Below are 25,378 nucleotides of genomic sequence, written 5' to 3' on the forward strand. Positions count from 1 at the left end.
GTTAATAACTCTCCTCTACGATAGTTTACAGATCCTCATTGATAACAGATTAAACGACTTCTAGGCAGAAGTTCGGTAGGGGGTCTTTTTGTTTTTTTATGGGTGTATCATTTTTACTACAGATATCTATAGTTGTGGCTCTATATGAAATCGCGTGTTCAAATATTCAGCTATGGAGAGAAAATTATGAATATAAAATGGTTAATAACGGCTTCTGCTTTCACTTTTGTTTCAGTGGCGCAGGCAGCAGATATTGTTGTTCCTCCCAGCCCTACACCCGTTGCACCAGTTATTGTTGCTCCAACTTTTTCATGGACAGGTTTTTACATTGGGGGGCAGATTGGTGGTTTTTCGAGTAAAACGAAGATGGATATTTTGAGTAAAGGAAAAACCATTCCTGTCAGTGATGACTTTTTGCCTAAACTATCTGGCTTCATGGGGGGGCTTTATGCCGGTTCTAATGTTGATCTCGGCAATGGCCTGATTCTAGGTGTTGATACAGATATCATTTGGACTGATAAAGATGATACGAAGACAGTGCCACCATACGAAATTGCTGAAAATCACGTGAATTATGTTAATAAGATGCTGAAAGACGCTGGCATTAATATTGGTGATAATAAGCTTGAAGCTGGTAAATATACACGAGCGCTTGGTTTCACTTTTAAAGAAAAATGGGCTGGTGCTACGCGGGTACGGATTGGTTTTGCTGCTGAGCGTATTATGCCTTATGTTGCTGGTGGTATCGCTTATACACAACTTCAAGATATCACGTCGATATCAATAACAAAAAAAGAGACAGGGAAAGTAATAGCTTCTGGTAATTTGTCTGATGAAACAAAGACGCTTGTTGGTTACACCCTTGGTGCTGGTGTTGATTTGGCAATGACCAATAATGTCATCGTTCGTGCGGAATACCGTTACTCGGATTTTGGTAAAAAGAAATTCTCAAACGATAAATATGAAACTTCCTATAAAACCAATGATTTCCGTGTTGGTGTCGCTTATAAATTTTAATATATCGTAAGTTAAATTACTAAAAGATTTTTGGGGAGAGCATCTTTAGTATTTTTTGTGGCACTATTATCACAGTTCCCATGTTATTGTGCAGGCAGAATATCATGAAGCTTAATTTTTTTAAGAAAATTTTGCAAAAGATAAACAGGAGTTTAGCTTTAAGATCAATGATTTATGCATGTGTATAACTTGCAAGTTTTCGTATAAAACGAAATGACTAAGAGGTTCCGTTTGTAACGGGGCCTCTATTTTTATAACTGTGGTATTTTTACTACAGATTTTCTTTGCGTAAGTGTTTACCATTACAGCATAAATAAATTAGGAGCAAAATTTATGAATATAAAATCTTTAATGACGACTTCTGTTATCGCTTTGATTTCAGCTTCTGCAGCACAAGCTGCTGATGTTATCGTTCCTCATGAAGTAGCGCCAACAGTTATTAGTGCCCCTGCTTTTTCTTGGACAGGTTTCTATATTGGTGGTCAAGTTGGGAATTTTTCGAGTAAGGTTGAAATAACTGATCCGAATAAAAAAGATAAACTTTTCAGTAAAGATGATACACCTAAGCCTTCAGGCTTCATGGGTGGTATTTATGCAGGTTCCAACATGGATCTTGGAAATAATATGATTCTAGGAGTTGAAACCGATGCGGTTTGGGCTGACAGAGAAGACGCAAAAACCTCTTCTGCTGAAGCTATTGGACAGGATGAACTTGAAACATTTAGGGATTCCCTTAAAAAAGCTAATGCTGCTTTTGCTCAAGGTAAAACAAGTGATAATGTCGCGGCAGTGGATAAGCATACAGATAGTTTAGCTTTAAAGGAAAAATGGTCTGGTGCTACTCGCGTACGCATTGGTTTTACAGCCGCTGATCGCATTATGCCTTATGTTGCTGGTGGTGTTTCCTATGCACAGGTACAAGCTGTCAGTTCTACTAAGGTAACACAAGCAGCAGATGATGCAGAAATCGCTACTGCTCAATTGTTTGATAAAACAAAGACATTAGTTGGTTTCACTCTTGGCGGTGGTGTTGATTTTGCTATGACTGATAATGTTTTATTGCGCGCAGAATACCGTTACTCAGATTTCGGTAAAAAGAAATTTGAGAAGGAAGGAAGCGAATTTAGCTACAAAACCAATGATTTCCGTGTTGGTGTAGCGTACAAATTCTAATTGATTGTGAATTAACACAGATTTAAATTATAAGAGGCTCAGTTTTTGACTGGGCCTCTATTTATAGCTATGTTATTTTTACGACAAATCTTTTAAAGAAAAGTGTTACATGGATAATATGTATTGGCTTTATAGCTATGATTATTATAAAGCCTTATGTTACTGATGATATTATTTATATGTAGTTGTAAGCCTGTCCATTTGATTTCAATAAAAATGATTTAGCAAATAAAATCTATAGCAGTTGTGCATATTCCTTATCTTATAAGAAAAAGAAGATAGATGGCTATATCCTTGATGGGGAATTTGACCTTGCAATGATTGATAACATGATTTTGCATGTTGGTTTCGCTTACAAGTTTTCATTGAGTAGAAAAATATAAGCAGCCCTTTTTTTAACAAATCCTCTATTTTTTTGTGACTGTGGCATTTTTACTACAGATATTTTAAAGTTATCTCTCTATATATATATCGTTTTGGATATTTGGAGATATTTTATGAATACGAAACGTTTAATAACAGTATCTATTTGGGCTTTGATTGCAGCTTCAACAGCGCATGCAGCTGATGTGGGAATTCCTCGTCAATCAGTATTAGCTGCTTCGCCGGTTATTACAGCACCTACTTTTACGTGGACAGGTTTTTATGCAGGAATACAAGCGGGTGGTTTTTCGAGTAAAACTGATCTAAGTATTGTTGGTAAAGACAAAACTGTACCATTAAGTAAAGATTTATCACCTAAACTTTCTGGTTTTGAAGGTGGTTTTTACGCAGGTTCTAATATTAATCTTGGCGATGACTTCATTTTTGGTGTCGATACAGATTTAACATTATCCGGTCAAAAACACACAAAGACAATTATTATAGGCGTAGACGATAATGCTGCAGTAGAAAATGCAGTAGCAAGATCTGGTAGATCAACGCGTTCAGCATCAGGGAATACATCAACAACAACACAGTCATCAGTCTCAGCGGTATCATCATCAGTAATAGAATCAGCATTAACATTAGCAAAACCGGCAGCTGCTAATACAGGTACTCATGCTCACGGTCACTCTGGTAGACAGGGTGGTGATGCGCATAGTACATATCATGGTGCTGGAAATGGAGCTTATCCACATAGTATGGGTGCTCATTCACATGTTGCTAATCCGCACGCTTCTAATCCGCATGGTACGCAGAATATGGCTGGACGCACTACACAAAGTACAAAAGTTGCGGAGAAGAATGCTAGTGGTATATATGGTATAGAGCAGGTAAAGAAGGAGGCCTATGAACATGGTCTTAGTCAATATGGTAATGTTGAAACTTTAAGTCATACTTTAAAGCAGAATTGGGCAGGTGCTACACGGGTGCGTGTTGGTTTTTCTGTTGATCGCGTTATGCCTTATTTTGCTGGCGGCATTGCTTATGCCCAGCTCCATGATACTATATCGATATCAATTAAGAAAAACGATGAGAGCGTTGTTACTTCTAAGAATTTAACCGATGAGAAAAAGACAATGATTGGTTATACTCTTGGTGGTGGTGTTGACTTTGCAATGACCGATAATGTTTTGCTTCGTGCGGAATATCGTTATTCGGACTTTGGTAAAAAGAAATTTGCAAAGGAAAAACTTGAAATTAACTATAAAACCAATGATTTCCGTGTTGGTGTCGCTTACAAATTCTAATTTGTTTTGAGATTAAATTTTGAAGAGGCTCTGCCAGAGGTGGAGCCTTTATTTTTAAAGAGGATCATTTTAGGGTTTCCTTTCTTGATAGTTTCATGATAAAGCCCTTAAAATGTGATGATATATCTTCTTGATCGCTGCCTAATACGAATGATTGGCTCGGCTTTCCTCATAGATCAAAAAACCAGAGTTGCAGGGTTCAGGGAAGTTATGCAAAAATAAAATCGTAAAAGTAGACAGGAATATTTCACAATGACTGTGAAAAATGAAACAGTAGATTATTCGAAAACTCTTTATCTACCACAAACAAATTTTCCGATGCGTGCGGGGTTGCCACAAAAAGAACTTGAACTGATGGAGCGATGGGAAAAGAGAGGACTTTATGCCCAGTTGCGCCAGCAAGCAAAAGACCGCCCACTTTATACTCTTCATGATGGTCCACCTTATGCGAATGGCCATATTCATATTGGGCATGCTTTAAATAAAGTTTTAAAAGATGTGATTATCCGTTCATTTCAAATGCGTGGTTTTAATGCGAATTATGTACCTGGTTGGGACTGCCATGGGCTTCCGATTGAATGGAAGATTGAAGAAAAATATCGTGCGCAAGGAAAAAATAAGGATGATGTACCTCTGAACGAATTTCGTCAAGAATGTCGTCAATTTGCACAACATTGGATAACTGTTCAAAGTGAAGAATTTAAACGCCTTGGCGTTGTTGGGGATTTTAACAGACCTTACACGACAATGGCTTTTCATGCAGAGGCACGCATTGCCAGTGAACTGATGAAGTTTGCTCTTTCAGATCAGATTTATCGTGGTTCAAAGCCTGTCATGTGGTCTGTTGTAGAGCGTACGGCTTTGGCTGAGGCAGAGATTGAATATCATGATCATGAATCGGATGTTATTTGGGTTAAATTTCCTGTTCTTCAAGCGGATTCTAAGGATTTATATGATGCTTATGTCGTGATTTGGACAACGACTCCATGGACAATTCCAGCTAACCGTGCGGTGAGTTATTCTTCGCAGATTTCTTATAGTATTTATGAAGTCAAAAGTGCAGAAAATGATTTTGGTCCTCAAGTTGGTGAAAAACTTCTCTTTGCTGATGCTCTGGTTATGAGTTGTGCGGAAAAAGCAAAACTTGTTTTAAAGCGTTTGCGTGTTATTTCTGCTAAAGAGTTTAAAACTCTTGTTCTTTCTCATCCACTCAAAGGATTAGCTGGAGGTTATAATAATAAGATTGCGATGCTTGATGGTTCCCACGTAACAGAGAGTGCTGGTACAGGATTTGTTCATACAGCGCCCAGCCATGGACGTGAGGATTTTGAAATTTGGAATGCATATAAACCACTGTTGGAGCAATCTGGTATTGATTCATCTATACCGTTTCCCGTTGATGATGCTGGCTTTTATACGAAGGATGCTCCTGGTTTTGGACCAGACCGTAAAGGGGGAGCGATACGTGTTATTGATGATAATGGAAAAATGGGTGATGCCAATAAAGAGGTTATTAACGCTTTAATTAAAGCGGATCGGTTATTTGCACGGGGTCGTTTAAAACATTCCTATCCTCATAGTTGGCGTTCGAAAAAACCGATTATTTTCCGTAATACACCCCAATGGTTTATTTCGATGGATAAAGATCTTGGAGATGGTTCAACCTTACGCAGTCGGGCTTTAAAGGCTATTTCAATGACGCGTTTTGTACCTTCTTCTGGCCAAAATCGTTTAGCTTCTATGATAGCAGATCGCCCTGATTGGGTTCTTTCTCGCCAGCGTGCATGGGGTGTTCCGATTTGTATTTTTGCCAATGAGGATGGCGTCATTCTTAAAGATGAGCGTGTGAATGAGCGCATTTTGCGTGCTTTTGAAGCAGAAGGGGCGGATGCATGGTTTGCTGAAGGAGCACGTGAACGTTTTTTAGGTGAACGTGCGCATGAGTCTTGGATTCAGGTCGTTGATATTCTTGATGTTTGGTTTGATTCTGGAGCAAGCCATAGTTTTGTATTAGAAGATCGAGATGATTTGAACTGGCCTGCTGATGTCTATTTTGAAGGGTCTGATCAGCATCGTGGATGGTTCCAGTCTTCTCTTTTAGAAAGTTGTGGTACGCGCGCTTGTTCCCCTTATAAAGCGGTAATCACACACGGTTTTACTTTGGATGAAAATGGCAAAAAAATGTCTAAATCTTTGGGGAATACAGTTGTTCCGCAAGAAATTATTAAAACATTCGGTGCTGATATTTTTCGTCTCTGGGTCATGACAACCGATTATTGGGAAGATCAGCGCTTAGGCAAACAAATTCTTCAGACAAATGTCGATTCCTATCGTAAATTGCGGAATGCAATTCGCTGGATGCTTGGAACTTTAGCGCATGATGAAGGAGAAGAAATATCTTATTGCGCGTTGCCAGATCTGGAAAAATTGATATTACATCGACTTTCTGAACTCGATCAATTGGTGAATCGAGCGTATGATGATTTTGATTTTAAAAAGATTATGCGCGCATTGTTAGATTTTTCCATCACTGAGTTATCAGCATTTTATTTTGATATTCGCAAAGATTCTCTTTATTGTGATCCGCCTTCATCAAAAAAACGTAAAGCTTCCTTGCAGGTCGTCCGTGAAATTTTTGAGCGAATGGTCATATGGCTCGCGCCAATGTTGCCTTTTACCATGGAAGAAGCGTGGTTGGAACGTTACCCAGAAAGTACCTCTGTGCATTTGGAGCAGTTCCGCCCTGTACCAATGGAGTGGCAGAACGAATCTTTGGCTGAACGTTGGAAAAAGATCCGGCAGGTTCGTAAAGTTGTGACGGGTGCTTTAGAGCTTGAACGCGCTGATAAGCGTATTGGATCATCTTTAGAAGCAGCGCCTATTGTTTTTATTTCTAATCCGGTTTTAAGAGAGGCGTTAGAAAATTTAGATATGGCAGAAATTTGTATCACCAGTGCTTTAACAATTACTCAGGGTGTCCCACCTTCAGATGCTTTTATTCTAAGTGATGTTGAAGGTGTTGGTGTATATCCAAGGAAGGCTTTGGGTACAAAATGTGCACGGTCATGGCGCTATACACAAGATGTTGGAAGTGATCCAACTTATCCTGATGTCTCTGCCCGTGATGCTGCTGCTTTGCGGGAATTACAGGTGCTCGGAAAGATTTAAAAAACTTTGGATTAAAGGGAAAAAATACAGGATGAAAACAGCATTATTGCTGTTTGAATTCTGTGATTGATGCCTATAACGTTTTATGATAGTAAAAGGGTTCGTTGTTTTATCTTTGGGGAGGGGTGTATGGAATTAATCTTCAATAAATCGGGCAAATATCTGTCAACCATATACTTAAAAAATGGATAAGCAGTGAAAAAACGTGAAGTAAAAATATTTTCAACAAGCATGTTAGGTGTGTACCTTATTTTAACGGGATGCTCTGCTCCTACTTATGGTACAGGTAAGCCAGCTTCGTTACAGTTTTTTGAAGATGTTGCTAATATTACTTCGTTAACACCAACAAACAACAATAGTCAGCTTGTTATGAAGCCTCATCCAAAACTTGTGATGCCAAGCTCTAGTGCTCTTCGATTTTTGCCACCACCGCAGCAAGATGTGGCACAAGAGAGCTCTTTCAATGGGAAAGCGACATTGAATCAACATACTGGTAGTGGTAAAGTTTTTGGTTTCCCCAAAAAAGTATCCTCAATGAATGGGGATATTGATAGTTCAAAAAGTGTTTCACGATTGAGCACTAAGCAACGATATGAATATTTACGTCTTCAAAGAGCACAAGTTGGAAGTGCACAGTATCGCCAATATCTCACTGAGCCCCCTTTAAGTTATCGTCAACCGGCAAGGATTGCGCCTGTCGGTCAACAGGATAAAGATGAAGTTGAAGCTTTAAAAGAGCGTGAAAGAAAAAATACTTCGAAAATGCGATCTGATAAGAAGAGTTTGTGATCTTTTAAAAGAGAACTCATCTTGTTAAAGGTCAGTTTTGGAGATAAAAAGAGAAATCATCCTTAACACCGCTTTTGAGCAAAAAAATCTTTAAGTAATTGTGCGGCTTCTTTTTCCTTGAAACCAGAATAGACCTCAGGACTGTGATGACATGTTGATTGCTTATAAAGACGCGGTCCATGTTCAATAGCACCACCTTTTGGATCACTTGTTGCATAGTAGAGACGTCGTATGCGTGCAAATGAAATGGCTGCAGCACACATAGCACAAGGTTCGAGCGTTACATAAAGGTCACAATCAGGAAGTCTTTCGCTTTGGAATGCTGCGCAAGCCATACGGATAACGCGGATTTCTGCGTGTCCTGTAGGATCATATGCGGCTTTTATAGAGTTCCCAGCACGTACAATAATTGATTGACCGCGGGTGATAACTGCGCCTACAGGGACTTCATCTTTTTTTGCTGCCCATTGTGCTTCTAACAGGGCTATTTCCATGGGAGTTAAAGTCATACTGTTCTTTCTACTTTAAAGTTTAGAGAGCCAAAAGGCTTCTTCTATTCATAGAGAGGTGTGCTGTGAAGTAAATGAGCTCTTTCTTATTTAACAAAGGGGATGTGATTGCTTTTGAAACTATTTAAAACCAACTTGCAAGTAAATGGGTACATTATGCTGCTAAAGGATAGAAAATGATAAACGATTGTGCTACTCCCCTTTTTCAGGATAAGCAGTATGGTGCGTGTGAACAATTTGCTGAACGTACTAGAAGAGATTGGTGTGAAAAGCAAATGAATGAAAACAGTGAGAGTGAGCGAATTGCTAAAAGATTAGCACGTGCTGGTATTGCATCGCGTCGTGATGCGGAAATGATGATTCTTGCAGGTCGTATTGTTGTTAATGGCACAGTTGTGACGACTCCTGCTTTGAATGTTACGCGCTCAGATGTTATTAAAGTTGATGGCAAGCCTTTGTCTCCTATAGAAAGAACGCGTTTATGGCTTTACCACAAGCCAGCAGGGCTTGTCACGACGCATCGTGATCCTGAAGGAAGGCCGACAGTATTTAGCAATTTGCCGAAGGAAATGCCTCGTGTTCTTTCTGTGGGCAGGCTTGACATTAATACGGAAGGGCTTTTGTTGTTAACCAATGATGGTGGTTTAGCACGTGTATTAGAGCTTCCTTTAACGGGATGGGTGCGAAAATATCGTGTTCGTGCTCATGGAAGAGTGAAACAGAGTGCGCTTGATAACCTTAAAAATGGCATTGCAATTGATGGTATTTTTTATGGTTCAATTGAAGCATCGATTGAACGTGAACAAGGATCAAATATTTGGCTTTCTGTAGCTTTGCGTGAAGGAAAAAATCGTGAAATAAAGAATATTCTGGGTGCGTTAGGATTATCGGTCAATCGTTTAATTCGTATATCTTATGGTCCATTCCAGCTCTCTGATTTAGAAGAAGGAGCAGTTCGTGAGATAAAAGGTCGGATGCTACGTGATCAATTAGGGGAGCGTTTAATTATGCAAGCCAATGCAGATTTTGATGCTCCTATTCTCAAGCCTTTTTCGAATACTGCGGTTGTTGCGGAAAAACGAAGTCATAAAGATCTTACTGTTGCAAATGATGGCTGGATTTCTTCACATGGTGGAGATTTACGGCGCAGACAGAGAAAGAGCTCTGCTGAGCGCGGTCGAACGCGATTGAGTACAAAACTAGATAAGAAGTTTATGGGCAAAGAGAAGAGCGAGGAGGGAAAAATAGAGCGTTTTTTGCCTCGTTCTCGCCATTCTAATGTTTGGATGGCACCTGGTGCACGTCCGCAAAGTGCACATAGAAAATCTTTCTATAGTGAGGGTATTCATCATGCTCATAAGAGCGATTTGTCCGTTAACAGATCTTTCCATAGGGCAAAACAGTCAAAAGATCAGTTGCGGAAAGAAAAGGGCGTTGGTTTTGATCAAAAACGGGGCAAAACTTCTTATAGTAAGGCGCGTGTTTCTAACAAAAAGGGTGATTTTTTTAAGAAAGAAGGAAAGGTTATGAAAGACAGTCATGATGAGCATCCTTTTGAAAATAGGCGAAGAGCGAAATCATTTGATGGAACTATGAAGAAATCTAGAACGCATAGCGGTCATACAAAAACAGCGAAGCGATTTGGAGGGTCCCGTGCGAGTCGTCGGCGGTAAATTTGCTGGGCGTGTTTTGTTTGCACCTGTAGGGCAGTCGATTCGTCCAACGAGTGATCGTACGCGCGAAAGTCTTTTCAATATTTTTGCAAGCCAAGAAGGGCAATTTTGGGTCAACAAACGTATTCTTGATCTTTTTGCCGGCACTGGTGCTTTAGGCATAGAAGCTCTATCGCGTGGGGCAAAAGCTGCTGTTTTTGTTGAAAACTCTGTTGAGGGGCGTGGACTGATACAAAAAAATCTTGAAGCTCTTGAATTACAGTCAATTGGGCGCATCTTGCGTCGTGATGCTACCAAACTTGGCAATATTGGCACAATGCTTCCATTTGATGTAATTTGTGCGGATCCTCCTTATGGTCGTTGTTTAGGTGAGCGTGCTTTTATGGAAGTGTTACAGGGAGGGTGGGCAAAAGCTAATACACTCTTCGTGCTTGAAGAAAAGAAAGACGCGATTATTCATTTACCTGAGATATTTTATCTAGATGATGAGCGTTTTTATGGTGAGACAACAATACGTTTTTATAAACTGCGATCATCGCTTCAGGTTTAAGAAGTTCTCATTTTGACTCGATAGATGAAAAAAATTATTCTGTACAGTTTTTTCATGTGCTCTTCTTTTAGACGTTCTGCTTTGTAACGTAAGTGATGGAGCAAAGATTATAAAATTTTATTTTTTCATCAAGAGCTTTACGATCATGCCAAATAAAATGGTTTCTTTATGTATTGATTTTTATAGCAGTCTTTCTGCATTTTAATACCTTAAAGATATGGCAAGTATAGTATAAACGAGATGATTGATAACCATGCAATGTATTTTTTTAACGAATGCATGGGAGAATGTTTTATCTCTTGAGAAAGAATTTTAGCAATTTCAAACTTTGCTTCTAATCCGGTAACTATTTGTAGAGCATCTTCGTAACAAGAAATTGATTTATAAAGGTAATTTATCTTTTTCATGTTGAATTCAAGCTTCGAATAAAGTCAAATTTTCTCATTGCAAATCGGTTCATGATGAATCAATAAAAACCATTCGCTTATATGTCATTAAGAGAAAGCAATGTGGTTATAAAATTTGTTTAAGAAAAGAGTAAAATGCCCTTTATGAACTGTCTCAATGTGAGAGAAGTCGCACCATTTTAAATTGGTAAATAGAATAATGGTGTTGGCTTGTACCTTCATAAGTTCAAAGATGGTGATGCATGATTTGAGATATATTTTAAGGCAATAACTATGACTTCTTTTGGCTTAATTTTTTAGCTGCACCGTTGTAATCAACAGCTCATCAGAAACGTACAGATTTAATTCACTCAGTTTTCTTTTTATCCTCAACGGTATGGAAAGACCACTTTCGTTATGTGATAATTAAATAAAGAAGAGACATTTCATGTCGTATAAAGAATGTTCCTTGTTTTATGAAAGAATGGGTATGAACGAAACATTGGATAGCTGAAATTTCTCTATCTCACGCATGCTTTGCAACCGAATTTGGCTTGCTTCAAATTTATTATGGCAGGGCAGAGCCACTTCAAAAAAACTCTAAGAGAGATGAAGTCTTTATTTATTGTCTCCGATGTGAAATGCATTCTGATCAGGTTATTCAAAGAATAGAGTTTCAATGTATAATTAAAGATAACTATGTTTATCAAGTTGAGCAAGCACATCATTTTGTACCTTTTCGAAAAAGGGTTATTTTTAATAAACAGGCACAATCGGTTGTTTTAAAAAAAGTTCAAGGACTTGTGTTTTTAACCAATTCTCATTGGAGAATGTTAGCGCGATGGGGTTTTTTTTGAAATTACAACTTATGATGTAGTCTGAATTCGTGAAGCAATGGTAATCTAAAAGCGAATTATTCATCTATTTTTGTGAGAAAAGATTTTTTATAGAAATTTGAAGGATCTCAGTTGGTTACGGCAAGAGTTTAAAATGATCAATTGGTCTCAACTTACGTTTCATAATGTTTTATGAAAGTTTTCCAAGATTTAAGAGTAATCAGATCTTTGATTGTTGCGTGAAAAAAATGGCAACAATATACTTTTTATGTATGTTAGAAAAAAACGTGTAGCATTAAGACAATCTAGATTTTGAGAATACAAGAAAGAACTTATACCTTTATTGTCGTATCTATAAGCTAAGGATTGCAGGTGTACTGAGAAAAAGATTACAGGATTTTCTTTATAAAACTTTTATGAAATGAGGAGGGTGAATAAAAACCTTCTGTTTTTGTTTATTAAGAACGCTTTTTGTATTTGCAGTAACAACTTTTGTTTCTGAGTTTTTTGGTATTTTGCCGATGCTTTATCTTAATAGTACTTGCATTTATAACACTATGTTTGTTCTTGTAGAGCCTAGTAACCTTCGCGATAGCACTTTCTTTTACAACTGATCTAGAATAGAAAGAAAGATTTTAAATCTAAGAATTTTTGTTATCCTGCACATCTCTGTTTTTAATCTGATAATTTGAAGATATAATATATGTTAATCACTGTAGAACAAATAAATTATGGCAGTTTTTAAGTATCCTGCCATTGCTGTAAATGGTCACTTTGACATTACTTTTTGACGTACTTAAAATATAAATTGTAAAGAAGAGGACCTGAATGTTTAAAGGAATACATAGCAAAAAAATTAATACACAGCAAGTGCAGAGCAAGTTTGGGCTATGTGGGAAGATGTTACGACTTAGCCATTATGGGGATCATAAACTTGATTGGGGAACAAAGCAGGAACTGTAGAATGTATGAAGCCTAAAAAAGGGCCGAAAGTGATTTTTATTCTTGATAAAGTGATAAAAATATTTGTTTTTCTAATTATACTACACTTCCTTTTACGCGCATGATCTTTAATCATGAGTATATTACTTCAACGGAGTCAAATTCTCCAAACAACAAAATTTGTCATACGATAACGATGTCTGGCTTACTTTATCTCCTTTTGGGAGTGATTATTGGATCGAAAATTATATTACATCTTCGCGATACAATGTTTGCAATGAGTTGTCATGCTCTTGCTGACAATCGAACTATTTTGTAGCGATAAGTATTTCAAAAAGATAATGAGTTTAAAAAAATTGTTTAGATCATTTTGTGATTGTGATTATTGGGGGACTTGAAAATGTTTGGTTAAGGTTAAGAATTATTGCATGATCTTCTCTTGGTTCGATGGTACTATAAAGTTATTTGGTGGAATGGTAGAAGCGAATTAAAAAGGTTGAAGCTCAAGAAATTTACAATATTTTGTGTCTTTTTGGAAAGCAGCTAAAAGAGAAGTTTTTTGATTTATTGAAGGAAAAAAATGCATGAATAGTGCATAATTTTTATCGATGAGCATACAAGAGTTACATCTTTGTATAAATTGGCCAAATTACATATCAATGTAAATGATTAATATTTAAAGGAGTCATAATGACTGACAAGAACCAGATTGATAAAGCCGCTTCGTTGGTTGAGGAGGCAAAGCGTTCTGGGGCAGATGCTGCTGATGCTGTTATTGTTCGCGCACATTCTACCAGTGTATCGGTTCGTTTTGGAAAAGTCGAATCGACAGAAGCTTCAGAGAGCGATAATTTTACGTTAAGGGTTTTTGTCGGTAAGAAAGTAGCAAGTGTTTCTGCCAATTTAGCAACTTTTCCGCAAGAACTAGCAGAACGTGCTGTTGCGATGGCTAAAGCTTCTCCGGATAGTCTATTTGAAGGTTTAGCAGATAAAGAGTATTTGGCTACGCATCCTAAAGATCTTGATCTTTTTGATAATTTTGTTCCAAACAGTCATTTTTTAACAGAAGATGCTTTAAAAATGGAAGCAGCAGCTCTTAGCGTTAAAGGGGTAAGCAATTCTGGAGGAGCTGCGACAGCTTATGGCTGTAGCGGATTTGTTCTTGTGACCAGCGATGGTTTTTGTGGAGCCTATCGTTCCAGTTTTTTTTCACGTTCTTGCAGTGCGCTTGCTGGGGAGGGCACGGCGATGGAGCGGGATTATGATTATACAACTGCTTTACATTTTTCTGATTTAGAAGCAGCAGAAATTGTAGGCAGAAATGCGGGATTAGGCGCAGTTCGACGTTTGGGAGCAGTTCGTGCTGCAACTGGGGGTGTTGATGTTATTTTTGATCCGCGTACGGCTCGTGGAATTGCTGGACATATCGCGCATATGGTGAATGGAGCATCTGTAGCTCGCAAAACAAGTCTTTTACAAAATTTTTTGGGAAAAGCGGTGATGAAGCCTTATGTGAATGTGACAGATCAACCTTTGCGATTACGTGGAAATTCTTCTCGTCCTTTTGATGGAGAAGGGGTAGAGGGGCAAACATTGCATATTATTGAAAATGGTATCTTACAAAATTGGCTTCTTTCATCATCTTCAGCGCGTGAATTAGGTCTTAAAACCAATGGTCACGGTGTGCGTTCGGCGTCGTCGGTTCAGCCTGCGCGTACCAATTTTGCTATTGAGCCGGGTTTAGTATCACCTCACGATATGATAAAAGATTTGCAGAGCGGTTTTTATGTTACAGAATTATTTGGGCATGGCGTTGATTTTGTTACCGGCCAGTATAGTCGTGGAGCTTCGGGCTTTTGGATTGAAAATGGTGAGATCACTTATCCAGTGAGTGAAGTAACGTTAGGTTCTAATTTGCTCCATATGTTAGCACATTTAACACCCGCGAGCGATATTGATCGGCGTTATGGTACAGCTGCTCCGACATTGTTAATTGAAGGAATGACTCTTGCAGGAAAATAACACACATCATTCTTCTGACCTAAATCTTTTACTTGATGTTTGTCGAGAGGCAGGAAATTTAGCGATGAAGTATTTTGGATGTGAATTGGATGTTTGGATTAAAGAGGGCAATTCACCAGTCAGTGAGGCAGATTTAGCAGTTGATCACTTTTTAAAGGAAAGGCTTCTTGTAGCACGTCCGAATTATGGATGGATTTCAGAAGAAACAAAAGATAATCGGAGTCAACGGAGCTATGAACGCTCTTTTGTGGTTGATCCTATTGATGGAACGCGTGGTTTTCTTTCTGGCAGTACCTATTGGTGTGTTTCTATTGCCATTATTGAGAATGGGCGCCCCATCATAGGTGTTGTCCAGTGTCCTGCTCAAGGGAACGTTTATGCAGCTGTTACTGGTGAAGGGGCGACGTTAAATGGCATAAAGCTTCCTCTTTTGCCATCTCAGGTTAATCGAAAATATAAAGTTTCGCTTGACAAATCGCTAGCTCAAAAATTGCCGGATGATTTTTGTAATCAGGTTAGTTTTTACCGTCACATTCCTTCTCTTGCCTATCGTATTGTTCTTGTTGCACAAGGTGAGATCGATATTGTGTTAATTCGTCCGAATTGTCATGCGTGGGATATTGCCGCTGCTGATCTTATTTTGCAGGAATGTGGGGGGTATTTTCTGCCACTTGATGCACCTTTTTTATCGTATGGGATTGAACCTTATCAATATGGATTTTTAGTTGCTGGCAAAAATAATTGCTGTCAAAATATGATAGATGTTGTTCGTCAAGCAAAGTTAGTTTAATCACATAAAAACGCGCTAAAATCTCTAAATGATATGGAGGCACACATGATTGAAACCAACGAAAAAAAACAATATTTGCATCTTGTATTTGGTGGAGAATTAAAAAATCTCAATAGTAATCAATTTAAGAATGTTGATGATTTAGATGTAGTTGGTATTTTTCCTGATTACCAATCAGCGCAAGAGGCATGGCATGCGAAAGCGCAAAGCACTGTAGACAACGCATTGCAACGTTATTACATTCTAGACTTGCATCGGCTTCTTGATCTAGAAAATGGCGATGCAGAGTAAAGTTTGAATATTTGATCATTATTCTTTTGAGTGATATACGTGTAGAAAGATTAAATTTTCTAGCTTTGAATCAGAATGAGTAAGGTAATTCAGAAAAATAAGCAGTGCTTTTAAAAGTCACTTTGGCGAGAAAAGTTGCATTTCCCGATATAAATATGGTTTATAAAAGTTTTATTGTGGAGATGTTAGCTGTGTCTGTGTTTTGTTTATGTGATCAATTTGCAGCTAAAAGCTTAGATGATATTGTCAAGGCACAAAGTGTTTATCATCCAATTATTATCACTTTTTCGCATGAACAGCATATCATGAAGTCTTTTTTCATTTTCAAGATGAAAAGGTCGCTGCTGTATTTTCTCATTCTTTTTGTGTAGAAATAAAGATGCAATTTACAAAAAAGTGAGATTTTAAAATTGTGCGTGGTTCAGATAAAACATATCATGTTCATAAAAGGAAAGATAGGTATTTTTAGCGTTCAAAATGCCCTTAAGTTTAGAAAAAGTAGCTATGAATGTGGATATCTCATATGAAAAAGCGCATGAAATTAGAAAAAGGATTATTGTGTAAAAAATTTACCTTTTTGCCTTATTATACTTTGGTACATGGCCTGTTCTACAGGAGAAAATTCTTGAAAAAATACGCGAAAAATTGCAATTTTTCTTCCCTTTAGAGTTTTAATTCTTCTCAAGGGAGAGATTTTTTTATTTCCAAAAATATGAAGGGTGTTTTGTGAGATAAAAAATTGGGTGCAATGAACAGAGTTGATAAATTTTTTAACAAAAGAAGCTTATAGAGACTTCAAAACGAGTGAATGAGGTGATTTTAAATGGTAGAATTAAAGGCACATGCGGCTCTTTTAATCTATCGGATGATTGGCTTTTGCTTACGTCCTGTAGTCCCTTTTTATTTGTTTGTTCGTACTATTCGTGGAAAAGAAGAGTGGTGCCGTCAAAAAGAGCGTTTAGGTAAAAGCTATCAAGTACGCCCTCCAAGCCCATTAATTTGGTTGCACGCAGCAAGTGTTGGGGAAACATTTGCTCTTTTTCCGCTTATTAATTATATTTTATCATTAAAAATCAATATATTATTGACAACAGGGACTGTAACATCCTCTTCCCTTGTGAAAAAGCATTTTGGGAAACGGTTAATTCATCAATATGCTCCGTTGGATTTAGATTTGGCAGTGCGTCGTTTTATCAGTCACTGGAAGCCTGATTTAGCATTAATTTGTGAATCAGAAGTTTGGCCTCTCCGTATTAAAGAACTTGCCAAAATGCGTATTCCACAGATTTTGGTTAATGCTCGTATGTCTGAACATTCTTTTAAAGCCTGGCAAAAACGACCCGTTCTTGCCAGGCATATTTTTAGGCATATTGACCTGGTTATTGCTCAGAACAAAAGAGATGTAGCGTATTACCATGCACTTGGAGTAAAATCTGTTGCGCTTTCTGGCAATCTTAAGGCTGATGTTTTTTGGGTGGAAGATCAAGCATTGCTTGCACATTATCGTGATGCTATTGGCAATCGCCCAGTTTGGGCAGCGGTTTCAACCCATGAAGGGGAAGAAGAGATTGCTTTTGAGGTTCATAAGATTCTTAAAAATTATTTGCCAGATTTATTGACAATCATTGTGCCCCGTCATCCTGAGCGTTCGGAAGATCTTATCAAAAAATGCAGCAATAAGGGTTTGCATTTTATTCGTAGAAGCAATTCTGCTGCTCCAGAGAGGGATACGGATGTTTTTTTAGGAGATACGATTGGGGAAATGGGGCTTTTTCTTCGCTTATCGAAAGTTTCTTTTCTTGGGAAGTCGTTATGTGGAGAGGGTGGACACAATCCATTGGAGTTAGCTTTGCTTGGTTCAGCTATTTTGACAGGGCCTCATGTTTCAAATTTTCAAGAGATGTTTGAACAATTTTTAATGCGTGATGCAGCATATATGGTTCAAGATAAAAAGCAGCTTGCTATTCAGGTGTATAGGCTTTTAACAAATGAATTATTACGGCGAGAAATGGTTGATAAAGCCTATGAAATAGCAACAGGTATGGCAGGTGCACTCGAACGCACATTAAAAATTCTTGATCCGTTTTTGCAACCTCTTGTAATACAAACAGGTTTAAGTCAGTATCGGAGTAGATATGCATCTTAGCGCGCCTCATTTTTGGTGGAAAAATAAAAGCTTTTTGCGTTTTTTATTAGCTCCAATTTCGTGGGGTTATGCTTATTTTTCACGTCGCCGTATGGCAAGACACCCCCCAATTGTTGATCTTCCTGTTTTGTGTATTGGTAATTTTACATGTGGTGGTGCAGGCAAAACACCCGTTGTCATTGCTTTTGCAAAAGTGGCAAAAGAGCTTGGTTTCGTGCCTGGTGTTGTTTCACGTGGTTATGGTGGAAGGGTTAAGGGGATACATCTTGTCAATGAGGAGCATGACAATGCGTACGATGTGGGCGATGAAGCACTTTTACTTGCACGGCATGCTTTTGTTGCTATATCAGTTGACCGTTATGCGGCGGCACAAAGACTCAAAAAAGAAGGATGTAATCTTATTTTAATGGATGACGGCTTTCAAAGTCGTCGTCTTTATATGGATTATGCGTTGCTTGTCGTAGATGCAATGCGTGGTTTTGGTAATGGAGCTGTTTTTCCAGCAGGGCCTTTGCGTGTACCCTTAAAAACACAGTTTTCTTTAATGGACAGTGTTTTATTGATTGGTGATTCAGATGCGTGTGATTATATTGCTTTTCTTGTCAATCGCACTGGAAAATCTTTGCATCATGCTCATCTCGAATCATTAGCATCTGATAAGGTTGCAGGAAAATCATTTTTGGCATTTGCAGGTATTGGCAATCCAGATAAGTTTTTAAAATCCATTAAAGAACTATCCGGTCATGTTGTACAAACTTACTTTTATCCAGATCACTATTTCTTTACCAATACAGATTTAAAAAATCTTGTCCAAAGGGCTAAAATGCACAATTTATGGCTAGCTACAACGGCTAAAGATTATATACGTATACAGACAAGTAAGATGCAAGAAGACTTAAAAAATCTTGTTGTATTTGATATTAACGTTAATTTTGTTCAAAAAAATTTTTGCCGTGTGCTACTTCAAGAGGTCATGATCCGTTTTAGAGAACGCAAACATTCCCTTTAATTTGCATTTTTGAAGAAAGAGTTGAATTCAGAGCTCTCAATGAGTTATTTTTTCTGGGCTTTTAATAATTGATTGAGATACGGATTACATTCAAGCTCGCGATGATAGGAAATTTCACAACTAGCATATGCTTCTTGACGGTGATGATTCCAATATTTTAAATCATCTATCAAGATTTTTTGTCCACTGACGGCACAAAGGGTATAAGTTCCATATTCTATGATTTTATATCCATTATTAGAATAATGAATTTTTGCTTCGCGTTCATTGCTAGAAAACATTTTTTATAATTCCTTCTTATTTGTATGAGAGATAATCCGAAGACAGTGCCATAAGCTGCCTTATAAAGTCGAGAGTAAATTAAAAAAGTATTTCTTTCTTACCAAAATGGTGAAGGACACTTATTTTCTACCAAAAAGTCTCTCTATATCAGCCAATTTGAGTTCAATATAAGTAGGACGACCGTGATTACACGTACCTGTATTGGGTGTTGCTTCTATTTGCCGTAAGAGGGCATTCATTTCTTCAGGGTGTAAAAGGCGTCCTGACCGTATTGAGCCATGACAAGCCATAGTTGCTGCAACATAATCAAGCATTGTTTTTAAATTATCTGTCGTATCATATTCAGCAGCTTCATCTGCGAGATCCTTAATAAGTGCTTCTACGTTTATTTCTCCTAGTAGAGAGGGTGTTTCGCGCACAACGATTGCACCAGGTCCAAATGCTTCTATTCCTAAGCCAAATTTTTGCAAAGCATCTTTGTGTGTGAGAAGGCATGTTGCATCTTCTTCAGAGAGTTCTACAATTTCAGGGATAAGCAATAATTGTGAAGGCAGTGGTTTAGAATAAAGGGCATTCTTGAGTGCTTCATAGACCAATCGTTCATGAGCAGCATGCTGATCGACAATGATCAAGCTATCTTGGGTTTGAGCGATAATGTAATTTTTATGGATTTGTGCTCTAGCAGCTCCTAATGGATAAGAGCATTCTTCTGATGCAGCTGGAGTGTTTGGAGTGTAGGCATCACCGCTTGGTATATCTAAGCCTTCCATAAGAGGAGGTGCATCTTCTTTTAAACCAACAGGGCTGATAATATCCAATGGTTTGTTTACCATTGATGCTGATTCAACATGATAAGGCTGTGGGCTGTAAGAAGAAGGCTTATAAGTACTTTTAAAAGTTTTCAATGGTTTTTGTGTTTGAAATGCAGCTAACATTGCTTCAGAACGCGTTGAAGTAGAGCGAACACCAGTATGGTGCAATGCTTCACGAATTGCTCCAACGATTAAACCACGAATGAACCCTGGGTCACGGAAACGGACATCGGCTTTGGTTGGATGCACGTTAACGTCTACATCAGCAGGTGGCAGATCAATAAAAAGAATGGATACAGGATAACGATCTCGTGTCATGACGTCAGCATAGGCTCCTCGGATTGCTCCCCAGAGAAATTTATCACGTACTGGACGCCCATTAACATAAGCAAATTGATGCAGGCTGTTACTACGGTTGAAAGATGGCAAACAAGCAAATCCAGTCAAACGAACTGATTCGCGTTCAGCATTCAATACGATACTGTTGGGAGCAAATTCTTTACCCATGATTTGTGTAATACGTTGTAATTGTCCTTGAGTATTATTTGCTGTAGCGGGGAGTTCCAGAGAAGTTCTGTCTGAACCTGAAAGAGAAAAGTGTATATGTGGAAATGCAATAGCAATTCGTTTAATCATATCGGTAATGGAATTCGTTTCAGCGCGGTCAGTTTTCATAAATTTTAGCCGTGCTGGCGTGACAAAAAAGAGATCACGAACTTCAACGATTGTTCCAGGATTTGCGGCAGCCGGTTTGGGACCGACAATTTTTCCTGCTGTAACGATAATTTCAGCAGCACTTTCAGCATTTTGTGTTCGTGAGGTTAATTTAAGTTTAGCAACAGAACCAATAGAGGGTAAAGCTTCTCCTCTAAATCCTAGAAAGCAGATATTGTGCACATCATCGGTAATTTTTGAGGTACAATGGCGAGAAACAGCTAGAGTTAACTGATCGGCAGGAATACCACAGCCATTATCACTCACCCTTATAAAATTTTTTCCACCATTTGTTGTAACAATTTCAATGCGAGTTGCTTCAGCATCAATGGCATTTTCAACAAGTTCTTTGACAACATTTGCTGGCCGTTCAATAACTTCACCGGCGGCAATTTGATTAATAATATTTTCGCTGAGATGGCGTATGATCATAATAAATCTAACAAGATTCCTAAGGATTCTATAGAAGTTTTGACATATGATAGCATTATTTGTGCAACATTCAAGAATGAGAGTGTGTGAAAGGTCTTATGCTCAAAATAACACTTATTTACTTTCAAAGGGTTTTGTATCAAGTACTATCTCATTGTTTTTAACATTCTATGATGAACTGTAGCAGAAAATTGATTGGTAAAATGAGAAGTGAATAACCTTACAAATTAAAAATCTTGTACTCATCAATCATCTGGGACAAAAAAAGAAATGAAGTAAAAATGGAAGGCAAAGCATATGGCGCGTTTAAGCGGTATTTTGGCAGATAGTGATATACAAGCTTTGATTGATAATAACTTTCTCAAGGCTCTTTGGCCATTTGATGCAGCCCAAATACAACCCGCAAGTCTTGATCTTCGTTTAGGGGAAAAAGCCTATCGTATACGTGCTTCCTTTATGCCGGGGGCTGATGTAAGAGTTTTAGATAAACTCGAACGGTTAAAGTTGCACGAATTTGATTTGCGAGACGGAGCAGTTTTGGAAACAGGTTGTGTTTATATTGTTCCTCTTTTAGAAAATTTGGCTTTACCGGAAATTTTATCAGCAATCGCTAATCCTAAAAGCTCTACCGGACGATTAGATATTTTTACACGTGTAATTACCGATAATGCTCAAGAGTTTGATAAAATTTGTGTTGGTTATCATGGTCCACTTTATCTTGAAATTAGTCCACGGACATTTCCCATTTTGGTGCGTACCGGTTCGCGTTTATTTCAGCTTCGATTTCGCAAGGGACATAGTTATTTAAATGAAATTGAACTGCATGCTTTGCATAGGGATGAAACGTTGATATCAGATGATTTACCTAACATTAGTGCAGGCGGTATCGGGCTTTCCATTAATTTAAAAGGCGATGAAAATGGGCTTGTGGGCTATCGTGGTAAACGCCATACAAGTGTTATTGATATCGATAAACATGCCGTTGCAAACATTCTAGATTTTTGGGAACCTCTCTTTGATCGTGGTCAAAGGGAATTAATTCTTGATCCTGACGAGTTTTATATTTTAGTTTCACGAGAATCTGTGCATGTTCCTCCGCTTTATGCAGCCGAAATGACCCCCTTTGATCCCTTAGTTGGTGAATTTAGGGTGCATTATGCAGGTTTTTTTGACCCAGGATTTGGGCATATGGAAGCAGGTGGAAAAGGGGCAAGAGCAGTCTTGGAAGTGCGTAGCCATGAAGTTCCGTTTATCTTAGAGCATGGTCAAATTATTGGTCGTTTAGTGTATGAACAAATGCTCAAGAGGCCGTTGGCACTGTATGGAGAAGATTCTGGATCACATTATCAAGCACAAGGATTAAAGTTATCCAAGCATTTTAGATGAGTTTGAAAGCGAACTTTGATAAAATATGTTCAGAAAGAGTATTCATTGAAGGAAAAGCCTTATTTTTACAGAAATAATAAATGCTTAGTTTATTTGTTTCTCAAACGGATATGCAAAATCGGTTGCCACCACTTATTCCATTTTGAAATTTAAATGAAGATATCATATATTTTGTTTCGTATAAAATGTTATTAAAGAGAAAAAATATAAGTTGTCAGTCACACTGCAATAAAAAATTTTTGACTGCAGTATTATACATCTCATTGTATCTCATTTTTGATTCAAAGGTTAGTTTGATAATTTTATACAAATTAAGCCTTCTGTAATATAACAAATTTATAATATGACCAGAACACCACTCGACCAAAGATAAAATTTTTTTGTTTATACGTATTCATATTTGAAATGCCTACGTAAATTTAAAAATGCTTATTCTGATAAGTTTCCATAAGCAAAAAATACAATATTTTTTAGGTACTGATGGAAAAAACTGATGCCTGTGGCAAGTCGATTTTGTTCTATGAACGTCTTATTCATCTTTTTCGTAGAGCATTGATTATAAAAAGGCTATCACATTAATTACTTGGATACATATTAATAAGTTGTGCGTTATAGGTTAGGAGTTAAAGCTTATTACCATGAGATTCTTAATTTGGAAAAAAGCAATAAAGATGTTGTTTATATCAATTTGTTTTTTTTGATTGCAATCTTAGTTCCCTCCATCTACTACATGGAGTGTCTTGGGATGACGTCTAAAAGGAGGGGAAAGCGCACAGGCTAATTCTTATTAATTTCAGGGTGTTTTGCTTCTTATTCAAGAACAATGGTGCTATTCATGATTATTTCCTCAACATTAGATTACCGTAAAGCAGCCAAACGTCGGCTTCCTCCTTTTCTGTTTCACTATATTGATGGCGGAGCTTATGCTGAGGAAACAATGCGACGCAATTATGCAGATCTTCAAGCACTTGCACTGCGTCAAAGGATTTTGAGAGGGGTTGGTGAAGTTGATCTTTCAACCAAGCTTTTTGATCAAACGCTTGATTTGCCCATTATACTTGCACCGGTTGGCTTAACAGGTATGTATGCGCGTCGCGGTGAGGTACAAGCCGCGCGTGCAGCTGTTGCAAAAGGGATTCCTTTTACCCTATCCTCTGTTTCAGTTTGCCCCATTGCAGAAGTGCAGAAAGCAGTTGGAAGTGCATTTTGGTTTCAACTTTATGTTCTTAAAGATCGAGGGTTCATGCGTGATGTATTAGAGCGGTCTTGGGCATCTGGGGTGCGCACCTTGGTTTTTACAGTTGATATGCCGGTTCCTGGTGCACGTTATCGTGATGCGCATTCAGGAATGTCTGGATCTTATGCTGGGTTGCGCCGTATTTTGCAGGCTTTTATTCATCCACATTGGGCTTGGAATGTTGGTATTATGGGGCGTCCACATGATCTTGGAAATGTTTCTACCTATTTGCAAAAGAAAATTGCATTGGACGATTATATTGGTTGGCTTGGAGCAAATTTTGATCCATCAATCGGTTGGCATGATTTACAATGGATTCGAGATTTTTGGAAGGGGAAAATGATTCTGAAAGGTATCCTTGATCCAGAGGATGCACGAGAAGCGATACAATTTGGTGCTGATGGTATTGTTGTTTCTAATCATGGTGGACGCCAACTTGATGGTGTCTTATCAACAGTACGTGCATTGCCAGCAATTGCAGAGGCTGTAAAGAGTGATTTGACTATTTTAGTGGATTCTGGTGTTCGTTCTGGCCTTGATGTTGTACGTATGATAGCACAAGGTGCGGATGCTGTTATGATTGGTCGTGCTTTTGTTTATGCGCTTGCAGCAGCAGGTGAGAAAGGTGTTGCGCACCTCATTGATCTTTTTGCGAATGAAATGCGCGTGGCGATGACATTGACAGGTGTACGCGCGATTAAAGAGATCACACGGGAAAGTTTAGCAAGTCCAGATGTTTTTGAGCAATGAAAAAAATACTCTCAACTGCGTTTAAAGAAAATCTTTCTTATAGAGAGGCATATTTTTTATGTTTTACAGACATGTTGACAGCTGATATTAAAGCTCAAAAGTCCCCCTATAAAATGATAGAAAGCACCTAATAACGACGATAATAGTAGAGAGGAAAGGTCTAATAATAATGAACACAGAAAAAATATAAACAACACTGCGTACATATTTTATTCACTTTGTTGATAAAGCTCATTCTAAGTATAAAAGGAACAAGCGCTGCCATTAAAGAGACCACAACTGTTGATATAGAAAAAATAGCTATCAATAATGTCGTAAATATTTTTTCCTCTTATTTATAAAAAAATCTAAAATATAATACATTAATTATTTTTCCATATTAGCGTAAAAAAATAAATTATATATTATTGCAATCTATAGTTATAATAAAAACGGATCATATTCTATAATTCCTATAATATTTAGGTTAATTTTATGGAGTAATAGCTTGTATGGAGATGATATTGTCTTTGATGGAATACGATTTTACGCAAGAATTTCTCTTTTATCTCGTAGAAGAAAATATGTGAGTTTTTTAGCTAAAGGTTAGAGCTTAAAGTAATTTAGAGATTATTTCATTTCCATCGAGTAATTAAATTCTGGTGATTGTATTTTGGATCGTACTCTAAAGTAATCAATTTACGTAAATGTATACATTGGAGGTAAAATATTAAATTCTAAATGAGATCAAAGTACAAACTTTACACCTTGGTTTGGTAACACAGCAATTGGGTATTGTTTATCCTATTGCT

The 25,378-nt window shown here is 37.8% G+C and carries 17 protein-coding genes; 14 read left to right on the forward strand and 3 right to left on the reverse strand.

Annotated features, from left to right (window positions below; translation table 11 throughout):
• Nucleotides 1-186: 186 nt before the first annotated feature.
• From AYT27_RS01310 to AYT27_RS01330, 5 genes are all read left to right on the forward strand, one after another.
• On the forward strand, nt 187-1,017 hold the full coding sequence (locus tag AYT27_RS01310; protein WP_011180205.1) for an outer membrane protein: 831 nt from the start codon (nt 187-189) through the stop codon (nt 1,015-1,017).
• A gap of 333 nt (nt 1,018-1,350) precedes the next feature.
• The gene (locus AYT27_RS01315; RefSeq protein WP_011180206.1) at nt 1,351-2,190 is read left to right on the forward strand and encodes a porin; all 840 of its coding nucleotides are present in this window, start codon (nt 1,351-1,353) and stop codon (nt 2,188-2,190) included.
• Between the two features lie 497 nt (nt 2,191-2,687).
• Nucleotides 2,688-3,863, forward strand: a complete 1,176-nt coding sequence (locus AYT27_RS01320) for an outer membrane protein (RefSeq protein WP_011180207.1) — start codon at nt 2,688-2,690, stop codon at nt 3,861-3,863.
• A 252-nt stretch (nt 3,864-4,115) separates the two neighbouring features.
• Nucleotides 4,116-7,031: an isoleucine--tRNA ligase gene (gene ileS / locus AYT27_RS01325; protein ID WP_011180208.1), complete on the forward strand. Its 2,916-nt coding sequence runs from the start codon at nt 4,116-4,118 to the stop codon at nt 7,029-7,031.
• A gap of 195 nt (nt 7,032-7,226) precedes the next feature.
• Nucleotides 7,227-7,820, forward strand: a complete 594-nt coding sequence (locus AYT27_RS01330; RefSeq protein WP_011180209.1) for a hypothetical protein — start codon at nt 7,227-7,229, stop codon at nt 7,818-7,820.
• Between the two features lie 62 nt (nt 7,821-7,882).
• Here the strand turns inward: AYT27_RS01330 and AYT27_RS01335 are convergent, their stop codons facing one another.
• Nucleotides 7,883-8,329: a nucleoside deaminase gene (locus AYT27_RS01335; protein ID WP_011180210.1), complete on the reverse strand. Its 447-nt coding sequence runs from the start codon at nt 8,327-8,329 to the stop codon at nt 7,883-7,885.
• A gap of 275 nt (nt 8,330-8,604) precedes the next feature.
• Between AYT27_RS01335 and AYT27_RS01340 the strand changes: the two genes are divergently transcribed.
• The 7 genes from AYT27_RS01340 to lpxK all read left to right on the forward strand — a co-directional run bounded on the left by AYT27_RS01340 (nt 8,605) and on the right by lpxK (nt 18,974).
• Nucleotides 8,605-10,002 carry a pseudouridine synthase gene (locus tag AYT27_RS01340; protein ID WP_011180211.1) on the forward strand — a complete coding sequence of 466 codons (1,398 nt, stop codon included), beginning with the start codon at nt 8,605-8,607 and terminating at the stop codon, nt 10,000-10,002.
• Nucleotides 9,983-10,552: a 16S rRNA (guanine(966)-N(2))-methyltransferase RsmD gene (rsmD, locus tag AYT27_RS01345; protein WP_011180212.1), complete on the forward strand. Its 570-nt coding sequence runs from the start codon at nt 9,983-9,985 to the stop codon at nt 10,550-10,552. Before AYT27_RS01340 ends, rsmD begins: the two co-directional genes overlap by 20 nt.
• A 2,854-nt stretch (nt 10,553-13,406) precedes the next feature.
• On the forward strand, nt 13,407-14,738 hold the full coding sequence (locus AYT27_RS01365) for a TldD/PmbA family protein (protein WP_011180213.1): 1,332 nt from the start codon (nt 13,407-13,409) through the stop codon (nt 14,736-14,738).
• Nucleotides 14,725-15,528 carry a 3'(2'),5'-bisphosphate nucleotidase CysQ gene (locus AYT27_RS01370; protein ID WP_034447481.1) on the forward strand — a complete coding sequence of 268 codons (804 nt, stop codon included), beginning with the start codon at nt 14,725-14,727 and terminating at the stop codon, nt 15,526-15,528. The genes AYT27_RS01365 and AYT27_RS01370 overlap by 14 nt, the downstream gene beginning before the upstream one ends.
• A 45-nt stretch (nt 15,529-15,573) precedes the next feature.
• On the forward strand, nt 15,574-15,819 hold the full coding sequence (locus tag AYT27_RS01375; RefSeq protein ID WP_011180215.1) for a DUF4170 domain-containing protein: 246 nt from the start codon (nt 15,574-15,576) through the stop codon (nt 15,817-15,819).
• Nucleotides 15,820-16,642: 823 nt separating this feature from the next.
• Nucleotides 16,643-17,965 (forward strand): lipid IV(A) 3-deoxy-D-manno-octulosonic acid transferase, encoded by a 1,323-nt coding sequence (gene waaA / locus AYT27_RS01385; protein WP_011180216.1) that lies wholly within the window; start codon nt 16,643-16,645, stop codon nt 17,963-17,965.
• Entirely contained in the window at nt 17,955-18,974 is a 1,020-nt protein-coding gene (lpxK, locus tag AYT27_RS01390; RefSeq protein WP_011180217.1) for a tetraacyldisaccharide 4'-kinase, read from the forward strand. Before waaA ends, lpxK begins: the two co-directional genes overlap by 11 nt.
• A gap of 44 nt (nt 18,975-19,018) precedes the next feature.
• On the opposite strand, the gene AYT27_RS01395 is transcribed toward lpxK, so the two are convergent.
• Entirely contained in the window at nt 19,019-19,255 is a 237-nt protein-coding gene (locus AYT27_RS01395) for a DUF2093 domain-containing protein (RefSeq protein ID WP_011180218.1), read from the reverse strand.
• A 120-nt stretch (nt 19,256-19,375) separates the two neighbouring features.
• Nucleotides 19,376-21,214 carry a DNA mismatch repair endonuclease MutL gene (gene mutL / locus AYT27_RS01400; protein WP_011180219.1) on the reverse strand — a complete coding sequence of 613 codons (1,839 nt, stop codon included), beginning with the start codon at nt 21,212-21,214 and terminating at the stop codon, nt 19,376-19,378.
• Nucleotides 21,215-21,511: 297 nt separating this feature from the next.
• Between mutL and AYT27_RS01405 the strand changes: the two genes are divergently transcribed.
• The gene (locus AYT27_RS01405; RefSeq protein ID WP_011180220.1) at nt 21,512-22,600 is read left to right on the forward strand and encodes a 2'-deoxycytidine 5'-triphosphate deaminase; all 1,089 of its coding nucleotides are present in this window, start codon (nt 21,512-21,514) and stop codon (nt 22,598-22,600) included.
• 835 nt (nt 22,601-23,435) lie between these two features.
• A complete protein-coding gene (lldD, locus tag AYT27_RS01410) occupies nt 23,436-24,587 on the forward strand; it encodes an FMN-dependent L-lactate dehydrogenase LldD (protein ID WP_011180221.1) in 1,152 nt (383 codons plus the stop codon).
• Nucleotides 24,588-25,378: the final 791 nt, after the last annotated feature.

It is taken from the genome of Bartonella henselae str. Houston-1, from assembly GCF_000046705.1.
Lineage (GTDB): Bacteria > Pseudomonadota > Alphaproteobacteria > Rhizobiales > Rhizobiaceae > Bartonella > Bartonella henselae.